This is a genomic window from Streptomyces sp. HSG2, from assembly GCF_016598575.1.
In the GTDB taxonomy this organism is placed as follows: domain Bacteria; phylum Actinomycetota; class Actinomycetes; order Streptomycetales; family Streptomycetaceae; genus Streptomyces.
The window spans coordinates 4,728,946-4,741,195 of record NZ_CP066801.1; the positions used below are offsets into that span (position 1 = coordinate 4,728,946).

Here is a 12,250-nt window from a genome sequence, read left to right on the forward strand (position 1 = left end):
GATGGTGTGTGACGGGTGGCTGGTCGTTGTTTGAGAACTGCACAGTGGACGCGAGCATCTGTGGCCAAGTTTTTAAGGGCGCACGGTGGATGCCTTGGCACCAGGAACCGATGAAGGACGTGGGAGGCCGCGATAGGCCCCGGGGAGTCGTCAACCAGGCTTTGATCCGGGGGTGTCCGAATGGGGAAACCCGGCAGTCGTCATGGGCTGTCACCCTTGCCTGAACTCATAGGGCGAGTGGAGGGAACGCGGGGAAGTGAAACATCTCAGTACCGCAGGAAGAGAAAACAACCGTGATTCCGGGAGTAGTGGCGAGCGAAACTGGATGAGGCCAAACCGTATGCGTGTGATACCCGGCAGGGGTTGCGTGTGCGGGGTTGTGGGATGTCTTTTTTCATGGTCTGCCGGCTGTGAGGCGAGTGAGAAACCGTTGATGTAGGCGAAGGACATGCGAAAGGTCCGGCGTAGAGGGTAAGACCCCCGTAGTCGAAATGTCAGCGGCTCGTTGAGGATTTTCCCAAGTAGCACGGGGCCCGAGAAATCCCGTGTGAATCTGGCGGGACCACCCGTTAAGCCTAAATATTCCCTGGTGACCGATAGCGGATAGTACCGTGAGGGAATGGTGAAAAGTACCCCGGGAGGGGAGTGAAATAGTACCTGAAACCGTGTGCCTACAAGCCGTGGGAGCGTCGCATGCGAGCCTTTCGGGGTTTGTGTGTCGTGACTGCGTGCCTTTTGAAGAATGAGCCTGCGAGTTTGCGGTGTGTTGCGAGGTTAACCTGTTGTGGGGTAGCCGTAGCGAAAGCGAGTCCGAAGAGGGCGTTGGAGTAGCATGCTCAAGACCCGAAGCGGAGTGATCTAGCCATGGGCAGGTTGAAGCGGAGGTAAGACTTCGTGGAGGACCGAACCCACCAGGGTTGAAAACCTGGGGGATGACCTGTGGTTAGGGGTGAAAGGCCAATCAAACTCCGTGATAGCTGGTTCTCCCCGAAATGCATTTAGGTGCAGCGTCGTGTGTTTCTTGCCGGAGGTAGAGCACTGGATAGGCGATGGGCCTTACCGGGTTACTGACCTTAGCCAAACTCCGAATGCCGGTAAGTGAGAGCGCGGCAGTGAGACTGTGGGGGATAAGCTCCATGGTCGAGAGGGAAACAGCCCAGAGCATCGACTAAGGCCCCTAAGCGTACGCTAAGTGGGAAAGGATGTGGAGTCGCAGAGACAACCAGGAGGTTGGCTTAGAAGCAGCCATCCTTGAAAGAGTGCGTAATAGCTCACTGGTCAAGTGATTCCGCGCCGATAATGTAGCGGGGCTCAAGTGTACCGCCGAAGTCGTGTCATTCACATGGTTGCCTTAACGGGTGTGTGGATGGGTAGGGGAGCGTCGTTTGCCGGGTGAAGCAGCGCCGTAAGGCAGTTGTGGACGGTTGACGAGTGAGAATGCAGGCATGAGTAGCGATTCAAACGTGGGAAACGTTTGCGCCGATTGACCAAGGGTTCCTGGGTCAAGCTGATCTGCCCAGGGTAAGTCGGGACCTAAGGCGAGGCCGACAGGCGTAGTCGATGGATAACCGGTTGATATTCCGGTACCCGCTGTGGAGCGTCAAACGTCGAATCTGGTGATGCTAAGCCCGTGAAGCCGTTCCGGACCCTTCGGGGGATGGATTGTGGTGGAGCCGGTGGTCCGAGCTGGTAGTAGGCGAGTGATGGGGTGACGCAGGAAGGTAGTCCATCCCGGGCGGTGGTTGTCCCGGGGTAAGGGTGTAGGGCGTTGCGTAGGTAAATCCGCGTGACATGTGTCTGAGACCTGATGCCGAGCCGATTGTGGTGAAGTGGATGATCCTATGCTGTCGAGAAAAGCCTCTAGCGAGTTTCATGGCGGCCCGTACCCTAAACCGACTCAGGTGGTCTGGTAGAGAATACCGAGGCGTTCGGGTGAACTATGGTTAAGGAACTCGGCAAAATGCCCCCGTAACTTCGGGAGAAGGGGGGCCATTTCTGGTGATGGGCTGTGCGCCTTGAGCTGGGGGTGGCCGCAGAGACCAGCGAGAAGCGACTGTTTACTAAAAACACAGGTCCGTGCGAAGCCGTAAGGCGATGTATACGGACTGACGCCTGCCCGGTGCTGGAACGTTAAGGGGACCGGTTAGTTCCATTTCGGTGGGGCGAAGCTGAGAACTTAAGCGCCAGTAAACGGCGGTGGTAACTATAACCATCCTAAGGTAGCGAAATTCCTTGTCGGGTAAGTTCCGACCTGCACGAATGGCGTAACGACTTCTCGACTGTCTCAACCATAGGCCCGGTGAAATTGCACTACGAGTAAAGATGCTCGTTTCGCGCAGCAGGACGGAAAGACCCCGGGACCTTTACTATAGTTTGATATTGGTGTTCGGTTCGGCTTGTGTAGGATAGCTGGGAGACTGTGAAGCCTGTACGCCAGTGTGGGTGGAGTCGTCGTTGAAATACCAGTCTGGTCGTGCTGGATGTCTAACCTGGGTCCGTGATCCGGATCAGGGACAGTGTCTGATGGGTAGTTTAACTGGGGCGGTTGCCTCCTAAAGGGTAACGGAGGCGCCCAAAGGTTCCCTCAGCCTGGTTGGTAATCAGGTGTTGAGTGTAAGTGCACAAGGGAGCTTGACTGTGAGACCGACGGGTCGAGCAGGGACGAAAGTCGGGACTAGTGATCCGGCGGTGGCTTGTGGAAGCGCCGTCGCTCAACGGATAAAAGGTACCCCGGGGATAACAGGCTGATCTTCCCCAAGAGTCCATATCGACGGGATGGTTTGGCACCTCGATGTCGGCTCGTCGCATCCTGGGGCTGGAGTCGGTCCCAAGGGTTGGGCTGTTCGCCCATTAAAGCGGTACGCGAGCTGGGTTTAGAACGTCGTGAGACAGTTCGGTCCCTATCCGCTGTGCGCGTAGGAGTCTTGAGAAGGGCTGTCCCTAGTACGAGAGGACCGGGACGGACGAACCTCTGGTGTGCCAGTTGTTCTGCCAAGGGCATGGCTGGTTGGCTACGTTCGGGAGGGATAACCGCTGAAAGCATCTAAGCGGGAAGCCTGCTTCGAGATGAGGGCTCCCACCTACTTGATGGGGTAAGGCTCCCAGTAGACGACTGGGTTGATAGGCCGGGTATGGAAGCACTGTGAGGTGTGGAGTTGACCGGTACTAATAGGCCGAGGGCTTGTCCGTAGGTGCTCGCGTCCACTGTGTTGGTTCTGAAACCACGAACGGTTGTCCCTGTTGTGGGGTGCTGGTTGTTGTTTCGTTGTGTTTCGGTGGTTTTGGCGTAGGGGAAACGCCCGGTTACATTCCGAACCCGGAAGCTAAGCTCTACAGCGCCGATGGTACTGCAGGGGGGACCCTGTGGGAGAGTAGGACGCCGCCGAACAAATCTTGAAAATGGCCCTGTGTGTCGGGAGTACTCCCGACACACAGGGCCATTTTGCGTTGAGGTAGGGTCAGGGGGAATTGTAGGTCCGTTTCCCCAGGAGGCCCCCGGGTGGAGGTCCAGGAGACCCGCGTCCAGACCGACCGGGTCCTCACCATCCCGAATCTGCTCAGCATGGCGCGCCTCGCGGGTGTGCCCCTGTTCCTCTGGCTTGTCCTCAGGCCCGAGTTCGGCGGACCGCAGAGCGATGGTTGGGCTCTGTTGGTACTGGCGTTGAGCGGCGTCAGCGACTATCTGGACGGCAAACTGGCCCGACGGTGGAACCAGGTCAGCAGCCTCGGCAGACTGCTGGACCCCGCCGCCGACCGGCTCTACATCCTCTCCACCCTGGTGGGGATGACCTGGCGTGACATCCTGCCGCTGTGGCTGACCGCGGCGTTGATCGCGCGTGAGTTGGTCCTCCTGGTGATGGTGGGGATCCTGCGCCGGCACGGCTATCCCCCGCCACAGGTGAACTTCCTTGGGAAGGCCGCCACCTTCAACCTGATGTACGCCTTCCCTCTGCTGCTCCTCAGTGACGGCACCGGTTGGATCTCGTCAGTGGCCGCCGTTTTCGGATGGGCGTTCGCCGGATGGGGTACAACGCTCTACTGGTGGGCAGGAGTTCTCTACATGGTGCAGGTCCGTCGACTGGTTCGGGCGGACCCCGTGGCCGACTGAAGCTCCACGCCCGGCCGTCGCGGCCGGATGGCCCGTGTCGAAGAAGTGCGGGATAATCCAGGGCGGGTGAAGTCGGCCGACCGTCGTCTCTTGGAGGAGGACTCTTCCGACATGAAGGCCGTCGTGATGGCCGGAGGCGAAGGCACACGCCTTCGTCCCATGACCTCGAGTATGCCCAAGCCGCTCCTGCCGGTGGCCAACCGGCCGATCATGGAGCATGTCCTGCGCTTGCTCAAGAGGCACGGGCTCAATGAGACCGTCGTGACCGTCCAGTTCTTGGCCTCGCTGGTCAGGAACTACTTCGGGGACGGCGAAGAGCTGGGGATGGAGCTCACCTACGCCAACGAGGAGAAGCCGCTCGGCACCGCCGGGAGCGTGAAGAACGCCGAAGAGGCGCTGAAGGACGACTCCTTCCTGGTGATCTCCGGTGACGCGCTCACGGACTTCGACCTCAGCGAGTTGATCGAGTTCCACAAGGAGAAGGGCGCCCTCGTCACGGTCTGCCTGACGCGGGTCCCCAACCCACTGGAGTTCGGCATCACCATCGTCGACGACGAGGGGAAGGTCGAGCGCTTCCTGGAGAAGCCGACCTGGGGACAGGTCTTCTCCGACACGGTGAACACGGGCATCTACGTGATGGAGCCCGAGGTCTTCGACTATGTGGAGGCCGACGTCCCCGTCGACTGGTCGGGTGATGTGTTCCCCCAGCTGATGAAGGACGGAAAGCCGATCTACGGCTACGTCGCCGAGGGGTACTGGGAGGACGTCGGCACCCACGAGAGCTACGTCAAGGCCCAGGCCGACGTCCTGGAGGGCAAGGTCGCGGTCGACATCGACGGTTTCGAGATCTCCCCGGGTGTCTGGGTCGCCGAGGGGGCCGAGGTACACCCGGACGCGGTTTTGCGCGGCCCTCTCTACATCGGCGACTACGCCAAGGTGGAGGCCGGGGCCGAGATCCGTGAGCACACCGTGGTCGGTTCGAACGTCGTGGTGAAGAGCGGTGCCTTCCTGCACAAGGCGGTCGTCCACGACAACGTCTACGTCGGCCCGCACAGCAACCTGAGGGGTTGCGTCGTCGGCAAGAACACCGACGTCATGCGCGCGGCGCGTATCGAGGACGGTGCGGTCATCGGGGACGAGTGCCTGATCGGCGAGGAATCCGTCGTGCAGGGCAACGTCCGCGTCTACCCCTTCAAGACCATCGAGGCGGGCGCCTTCGTCAACACCTCCGTCATCTGGGAGTCACGCGGACAGGCGCACCTGTTCGGGGCGCGGGGTGTCTCCGGCATCCTGAACGTCGAGATCACCCCGGAACTCGCCGTGAGGTTGGCCGGGGCGTACGCCACCACCCTCAAGAAGGGATCCACGGTCACCACCGCGCGGGACCACTCCCGTGGCGCGCGGGCGTTGAAGCGCGCGGTCATCTCCGCGTTGCAGGCGAGCGCCATCGACGTACGCGATCTGGAGAACGTGCCGCTCCCGGTGGCGCGGCAGCAGACCGCGCGAGGCAGCGCCGGCGGGATGATGATCAGGACCACCCCCGGGGTGCCGGACTCGGTCGACATCATGTTCTTCGACGGGCGCGGCGCCGACCTGTCCCAGGGCGCGCAACGCAAGCTGGACCGCGTCTTCGCGCGCCAGGAGTACCGGCGGGCCTTCCCGGGAGAGATCGGTGATCTGCGGTTTCCCGCCAGTGTGTACGACTCGTACACCGGCTCCCTGCTGCGCAACGTGGACACCACCGGTGTCACCGAGTCCGGCCTGAAGGTCGTCGTCGACGCGTCCAACGGCAGCGCGGGCCTCGTGTTGCCCAGTCTTCTCGGAAAGCTCGGGGTGGACTCCCTCACCGTCAACCCCGGGCTCGACGAGTCGCGTCCCACGGAGACGTCGGAGATGCGGCGGGCCGGTCTGGTGCGGCTGGGCGAGATCGTGGCGTCGTCGCGGGCCGCGTTCGGTGTGCGGTTCGATCCTGTGGGGGAGAGGCTGTCCCTCGTCGACGAGCGGGGCCGTATCGTCGAGGACGACCGGGCACTGCTGGTGATGCTCGACCTCGTCGCGGCCGAGCGGCGGAGCGGCCGGGTCGGGCTTCCCGTGACCACGACCCGGATCGCCGAGCAGGTCGCCGCCTACCACGGCACGCAGGTGGAGTGGACCACGACTTCCCCCGATGACCTCACCCGGGTCGGCGGGGAGGAGGGCACGGTCTTCGGCGGCGACGGGATGGGAGGCTTCATCGTCCCGGAGTTCAGCAGGGTCTACGACGGAACCGCGGCGTTCGTGCGACTCATCGGGCTCGTGGCTCGGACCCAGCTCACCCTCAGTCAGATCGACGCCCGCATCCCTCGGGCGCACGTCCTGAAACGAGATCTGGCAACGCCTTGGGCGGTCAAGGGCCTGGTGATGAGGAGAGTCGTCGAAGCCGCCGGAGACAGGACCGTCGACACCACGGACGGTGTCCGGGTGGTCGAGCCGGACGGACGTTGGGTGATGGTGCTCCCCGACCCGGCGGAAGCCGTGACCCGGCTGTGGGCCGAGGGGCCGGACGACGCCTCCGCGCAGGCGCTGCTGGACGAGTGGTCCGCGATCGTGAAGAGCGCCGGTCACTGACGACGTGCCGGGCCGAGCCCCGCGCGCCCACGCGGGGCTCCGTCCGGACGGCGACACCCGGGGTGTCCCGGGCGGCGTCGGACAGTACCCGAAATCGCCGCTCCCCCCCGCCGTTTTGGAGGGAGGCGGGGGGCGTTGGTGGGCAGCCGCCGGGACGTGCGACGATGTGCGGCATGCCGCAGCACTCCCCCGATCGGAGCACGTCCGCGCGGCCCGCCCGCCCGGACGCGTCCATGTCGTTGCTCACCAACGTCATGGACCACAGCCTCGACGACGGCTACGCCGAGGCGGCGGCGCGCCGCCGGTCGGAAGTCCCCGGCGGCCTTCCGAAGACGCTTCGGGCGAAGTTGGGTCTGTCCGTCGGACTCGTGCTCGCCGCCCTGGTGGTGACGGTGGGCGCCGCTCAGGCGCGGGTCGCCGCGCCGATGATCGCCAAGGAACGCGAGGAGCTCATCGACCGCATCGACCGGCGGACCGCGGAGGCCGACGAGGTCGAGGAGGCCATCGACGCGCTCAGAACGGAAGTCGGCGACCGGCAGCTGGCGGCGCTGCGGCGTACCGGGGACGACGGCGGGTCCGATCTCGTCGGCGTCATGGCCGGCGCGGTGGCGGTGCGCGGTCCGGGCGTGAGGCTTGTGGTCGACGACGCCGAGGGCGCGGGCGCGGGCGAGGGTGGTCCTCGCGGGACGTCCGGCTTCGCCGACACCGGACGCCTGCGCGACAGGGACCTGCAGCGTGTGGTCAACGGACTCTGGGTGGCCGGTGCGGAGGCGATCTCCGTCAACGGACAGCGACTGACCGCGCTGTCCGCGATCAGGGCGGCGGGGGACGCGATCCTGGTCGACAACAGACCGCTCGTGCCCCCCTACACCGTGCTCGCGCTGGGGGACGGCCCGAAGTTGGAGAACCGTTTCCAGGAGGGGGCGGACGGGGTGTACCTGGACGTCCTGCGGGAGAACTACGGTATCCGGGCCGGTCTGACCGTCGAGGACGACCTGGAACTCGCCGCCGCGCCGCGGGTCATCGTACGTTCGGCGCAGCCGATATCCGAGAAGGGCACATCGTGATCGCCGTACTGGGCCTCGTCGTGGGAGTCGTGGTCGGTCTGCTGGTTCGACCGGAGGTCCCGGTGGCCGTCGAGCAGTATCTGCCCATCGCCGTCGTGGCGGCGCTCGACGCCGTCTTCGGTGGTCTGCGAGCCATGCTCGACGGCATCTTCGACGACAAGGTGTTCGTGGTGTCGTTCCTGTCGAACGTGGTCGTGGCGGCGCTGATCGTCTTCCTCGGGGACGAGTTGGGCGTCGGGGCGCAACTCTCGACCGGGGTCGTCGTGGTGCTGGGGATCCGGATCTTCTCCAACGCGGCGGCGATCCGTCGCCACGTCTTCCGGGCGTGAGGCGGGTGAGGAGTTCGGAGGACACGTCGCCGACCCGGGAGCCCCGGGAGGGAGCGCCCGGGGCGGAGGCATCGGTGGCGGCCGACCGTGGGCCGACCGGTCGAGAGCGGTTGGTGAAGGCGTTGTGGCCGCCTCGACTCACCCGCGCGCAACTCGTCGTGGCCCTGCTGCTGTTCGGCCTGGGTTTCGGGCTCGCCGTGCAGGTCGCCTCGCACAGCACGGGCGACGACGCCTTGCGGGGCGCGCGTCAGGAGGATCTCGTGCGCATCCTCGATGAACTCGACGACCGCACGGAGCGTCTGGAAGAGGAGAAGCGGGGATTGGAGCGGCAGCGTGAGGAACTGGAGAACAGCTCCGACCAGGCCGAGGAGGCCCGGAAGCAGACCGAGGAGCGGGAGCGACGACTCGGCATCCTGGCCGGCACGGTGGCCGCGTGGGGACCGGGGATCACGGTGACCATCGCGGACGCGGAGGGTGCCGTGGAGGCGGACGACCTGCTCAACGCGGTCCAGGAACTGCGCGCGGCCGGGGCCGAGGCGATCCAGGTGAACGACGTGAGGGTGGTGGCGGGCACGTGGTTCGCCAACTCGGGCGACGGGGTCAACGTGGACGGGAGCCGCATCGCGGCGCCCTACCGCTTCCAGGTCATCGGCGAGCCACAGGATCTGGAACCCGCGCTGAACATCCCGGGAGGTGTCGTCCAAGCATTGGAGAAGGAGCAGGCCACGGTGGAGATCGAGCGATCCGACAAGATCGTCGTGGACGCCTTGCGACCGGAGGAGCGGGCTGACTACGCTCGGTCGTCCTCCCGGTGATCCGCGGGTGCGCGTCGTCGTCCGCGGATGGTCGGCCGCGACGAGAGCTCGCGGGGGGTCGACGCGCCGAACGGGTGGCGTGTGAGGGAAACTGTCCGGTGGCGACGGGCGTTGTGAGGGTGTCCGGGTCGGTCAGTAGGTTGAGTCAGCGTTCGTCCTGCCCCACGGGCGGGTCTGTTTCGTTCAAGGGGAATCGCCCGTGAAGTTGTTTGCGAAGTTGTTCGGCAAGAGCGCGCGAGAGGGTGGGGCCGACGAGACGGCCAGGTTCCGCGCGCGGCCCGACGACGGGGAGCCTCGTCCGCTCTACCGGGACGAGGTCGCCGGTACGGGCGGTGACGTTCCGGTGGGCGAGGGCGCGCCGTCAGTTGACCCTGCCCGGTCCGCCGACATAGGTTTCGGCCAACCGTCGACCTCAGGTACGGGTGGAGGGTCGGTCCCGGACCCGTACGCGTCCCATGCCCCGGCGGGGCAGCCTCGGCAGGAGGATCCGCCCATGTCGGCCCTGGTCTGTACGAGGTGCGGCAACCGCAACGCGGAGACCAGTCGCTTCTGCTCCAACTGCGGCGCGCCGCTGCGGCCCGGAGTGACCGCCGAGCGTCCGTCGGAGACCACGTCCTCGATCTCCATCTCCGGGCTGGAGGCGTACGACTCCGAGGCCACCGGCCAGACCCCGATGCCGACGCTTTCTCCCGAGGCCCAGGCCGCCGTGGACGCGTTGCCGTTCGGCTCCGCGCTCCTCGTCGTGCGGCGGGGGCCGAACTCGGGCAGCCGCTTCCTGTTGGACAGTGAGCTGACCACGGCCGGGCGCCATCCGCAGAGCGACATCTTCCTGGACGACGTGACCGTCTCGCGACGGCATGTGGAGTTCCGTCGCGATCGGGACGGCGTCTTCGTCGTGGCCGACGTGGGCAGCCTCAACGGCACGTACGTCAACCGCGAGCGGATCGACCAAGTCGCCCTGTCCAATGGCGACGAGGTGCAGATCGGCAAGTACCGACTGGTCTTCTACGCGGGCCAGCGGGGCTTCTGACCGTCCCCGGGGCCGTCCCCGGGGACCACCCAGGGAAGGTCCATGGTTCACACACCTCCCGGCGGCGAGGGCCGTGGGACCGCCGCGGCGGACGCCGGCCTGATGAGCATCGGCGCGGTGTTGGGAGCGCTTCGCCCGGAGTTCCCCGACATCACCATCTCCAAGATCCGGTTCCTGGAGTCCGAGGGACTCGTGGAACCGCGGCGGACCCCGGCCGGCTACCGGAAGTTCAGCGAGCGGGACGTCGAGCGGCTCGGACGGGTCCTGCGCATGCAGCGGGACCACTACCTTCCGCTGCGGGTGATCAGGGAACAGCTGGACACGGGGGAGCCCCCCGAGGTGGTCGCTTCCGCGGCGGCGGACGGTGGCCGGTCCCACGGTTCCCCCCGGGCTCCCGAGCCCCCGGTCACCACCCCCGCGCCCGTCGGGCGGGCGGAGTTGCTGGCCGAGACCGGGACCGCCGAGCGGCAACTCGTCGAGTGGGAGTCTTACGGACTGATCACGCCCCTGCCCGACGGGACCTACGACGGCGGGTCGCTCGCCGTCGCGGCGCTTGTCGGGGAGCTGGGGCGGTTCGGCATCGAGCCACGACACCTGCGGGTGATGAAGGCGGCGGCGGATCGGGAGGCCGGGTTGGTGGACCAGGTGGTGGCTCCCCTGCGGCGTCACCGCAATCCGCAGACCAGGGCCCACGCCGAGGCTCGGACCAGGGAGATCGCCGGTCTCGCCGTGCGGCTCCACGCGGCGCTCGTGCAGTCGGCGCTCGGCGTGCGCCTGCCCTGAGGGGCCGACCCGGACGGGTGAACGGGCCCGGCCGAGTGGTGGCGGTCACAGCGTGGAAACGGGTGGTCGCACTGCGCCGGATCGGCCACCCGTTCCCGGCTCGACTACCCAAACGTCCCGGGCACGGCCTAGGGTTGCTGTGTGAACGAGCTCGATGTCGTAGGTGTCCGGGTCGAGATGCCCTCCAACCAACCGATCGTTCTGCTGCGTGAAGTGGGAGGCGACCGGTACCTCCCCATCTGGATCGGTCCGGGGGAGGCGACGGCGATCGCCTTCGCCCAGCAGGGGATGGCACCCGCCCGACCGCTGACCCACGACTTGTTCAAGGACGTCCTGGAGGCCGTGGGACAGGAGCTCACCGAGGTCCGCATCACCGATCTGCGTGAGGGAGTCTTCTACGCCGAGCTGGTCTTCGCCAGTGGGGTCGAGGTGAGCGCTCGACCGTCCGACGCCATAGCTTTGGCGCTCCGCACCGGGTCCCCGATCTACGGGAGCGAGGCGGTGCTCGACGACGCCGGGATCGCCATCCCCGACGAGCAGGAGGACGAGGTCGAGAAGTTCCGCGAGTTCCTCGACCAGATCTCGCCGGAGGACTTCGGCAGCAGCAACCAGTGACTCGGGCGGCGATCCGGCCGCCGCGGCGGTGTCGCTCGGATCCGCGGCAGCGCGTTCGGCTAGCCTTTCCCCGTGGGAGGGCACGGGAAACCACTCCCAAGGTGATTATCACTCGGCGTGCCGAGTGTGGCGATCGTTGACGCACCTTGGGCGACTGCCTACCTTCGAGGAGGCAGGTCGAGGACGGAGGTCGGCGTGAGAATCAGCGGCGACAGCGTGGTCGGGGGCGCGCCCGAATCCGCTTCCCGGGCGGACGACCGGCCCCGCCCGCTTTCCCCACGGCCCAGGGCTGTTCCCGGTGTCCCAGAGACGTCTACTCCCGACACGACCGAGCGGCTCGGCTACCGAGGCCCGACGGCCTGCGCCGCGGCGGGGATCACCTATCGACAGCTGGACTACTGGGCTCGCACCGGTCTCGTGGAGCCCGGTGTGCGGCCGGCCCACGGTTCGGGGACGCAACGGCTCTACGGTCTTCGGGACGTCGTCGTCCTGAAAATCGTCAAACGCCTCCTCGACACCGGTGTGTCGTTGCAGAACATCCGCGGCACGGTCCGACATCTCGCCGACCGAGGCGCCGGCGACCTGGAACGGATGACGCTCATGAGCGACGGGGCCACCGTCTACGAGTGCGCCTCGCCCGACGAGGTGCACGCGCTTCTCCAGGGGGGCCAAGGCGTCTTCGGTATTGCCGTGGGCGTGGTGTGGCGGGATGTCGAGGCCGCACTGTCGCAGCTGCACGGCGAGCGGATCGACACGGGCGAGACCCTCGTCCGGCACAACCCCGGCGACGAGTTGGCCCGCCGGCGCAACCGCGCGGGCTGATCGGTCGGGGGCGCCGGGCGTGGCGCTCCGGGTCGGCCCCGGAGCGGGCCGTTCCCGCCGCCGGGTTCCCGTTC

9 protein-coding genes and 2 rRNA genes are annotated in these 12,250 nt (G+C 66.0%); all 11 read left to right on the forward strand.

Features of this window, described 5'->3' with window-relative positions; genetic code table 11:
* The first annotated feature begins 62 nt into the window (after window positions 1–62).
* The 11 genes from JEK78_RS20575 to JEK78_RS20625 all read left to right on the forward strand — a co-directional run bounded on the left by JEK78_RS20575 (window position 63) and on the right by JEK78_RS20625 (window position 12,176).
* Window positions 63–3,189: ribosomal RNA gene (locus JEK78_RS20575) — 23S ribosomal RNA — on the forward strand.
* A gap of 82 nt (window positions 3,190–3,271) precedes the next feature.
* Window positions 3,272–3,388, forward strand: a 5S ribosomal RNA gene (rrf, locus tag JEK78_RS20580).
* A 111-nt stretch (window positions 3,389–3,499) separates the two neighbouring features.
* On the forward strand, window positions 3,500–4,108 hold the full coding sequence (locus JEK78_RS20585; protein WP_200261651.1) for a CDP-alcohol phosphatidyltransferase family protein: 609 nt from the start codon (window positions 3,500–3,502) through the stop codon (window positions 4,106–4,108).
* Window positions 4,109–4,219: 111 nt separating this feature from the next.
* Entirely contained in the window at window positions 4,220–6,715 is a 2,496-nt protein-coding gene (locus JEK78_RS20590) for a mannose-1-phosphate guanyltransferase (protein WP_200261652.1), read from the forward strand.
* Between the two features lie 164 nt (window positions 6,716–6,879).
* A complete protein-coding gene (locus tag JEK78_RS20595; protein WP_200261653.1) occupies window positions 6,880–7,782 on the forward strand; it encodes a DUF881 domain-containing protein in 903 nt (300 codons plus the stop codon).
* Window positions 7,779–8,111 (forward strand): small basic family protein, encoded by a 333-nt coding sequence (locus tag JEK78_RS20600; protein ID WP_200261654.1) that lies wholly within the window; start codon window positions 7,779–7,781, stop codon window positions 8,109–8,111. Before JEK78_RS20595 ends, JEK78_RS20600 begins: the two co-directional genes overlap by 4 nt.
* 5 nt (window positions 8,112–8,116) lie before the next feature.
* Complete coding sequence (locus JEK78_RS20605) at window positions 8,117–8,926, forward strand: DUF881 domain-containing protein (protein WP_242483156.1); 810 nt, start codon at window positions 8,117–8,119, stop codon at window positions 8,924–8,926.
* Between the two features lie 493 nt (window positions 8,927–9,419).
* Window positions 9,420–9,956, forward strand: coding sequence for an FHA domain-containing protein (locus tag JEK78_RS23720; protein WP_277953052.1), 537 nt, complete (start codon window positions 9,420–9,422; stop codon window positions 9,954–9,956).
* Window positions 9,957–9,998: 42 nt separating this feature from the next.
* Window positions 9,999–10,739, forward strand: a complete 741-nt coding sequence (locus tag JEK78_RS20615; protein WP_200261657.1) for a MerR family transcriptional regulator — start codon at window positions 9,999–10,001, stop codon at window positions 10,737–10,739.
* A 141-nt stretch (window positions 10,740–10,880) separates the two neighbouring features.
* Entirely contained in the window at window positions 10,881–11,354 is a 474-nt protein-coding gene (locus JEK78_RS20620) for a bifunctional nuclease family protein (protein WP_200261658.1), read from the forward strand.
* Window positions 11,355–11,549: 195 nt separating this feature from the next.
* Window positions 11,550–12,176 (forward strand): MerR family transcriptional regulator, encoded by a 627-nt coding sequence (locus JEK78_RS20625; protein WP_200261659.1) that lies wholly within the window; start codon window positions 11,550–11,552, stop codon window positions 12,174–12,176.
* The last annotated feature ends 74 nt before the right edge of the window (window positions 12,177–12,250 follow it).

Coding starts and splice junctions, on each gene's coding strand:
- JEK78_RS23720 (WP_277953052.1), top strand. CDS start 9,420: ATGTCGGCCCTGGTCTGTACGAGGTGCGGCAACCGCAACGCGGAGACC.
- JEK78_RS20595 (WP_200261653.1), top strand. CDS start 6,880: ATGTGCGGCATGCCGCAGCACTCCCCCGATCGGAGCACGTCCGCGCGG.
- JEK78_RS20615 (WP_200261657.1), top strand. CDS start 9,999: ATGGTTCACACACCTCCCGGCGGCGAGGGCCGTGGGACCGCCGCGGCG.
- JEK78_RS20590 (WP_200261652.1), top strand. CDS start 4,220: ATGAAGGCCGTCGTGATGGCCGGAGGCGAAGGCACACGCCTTCGTCCC.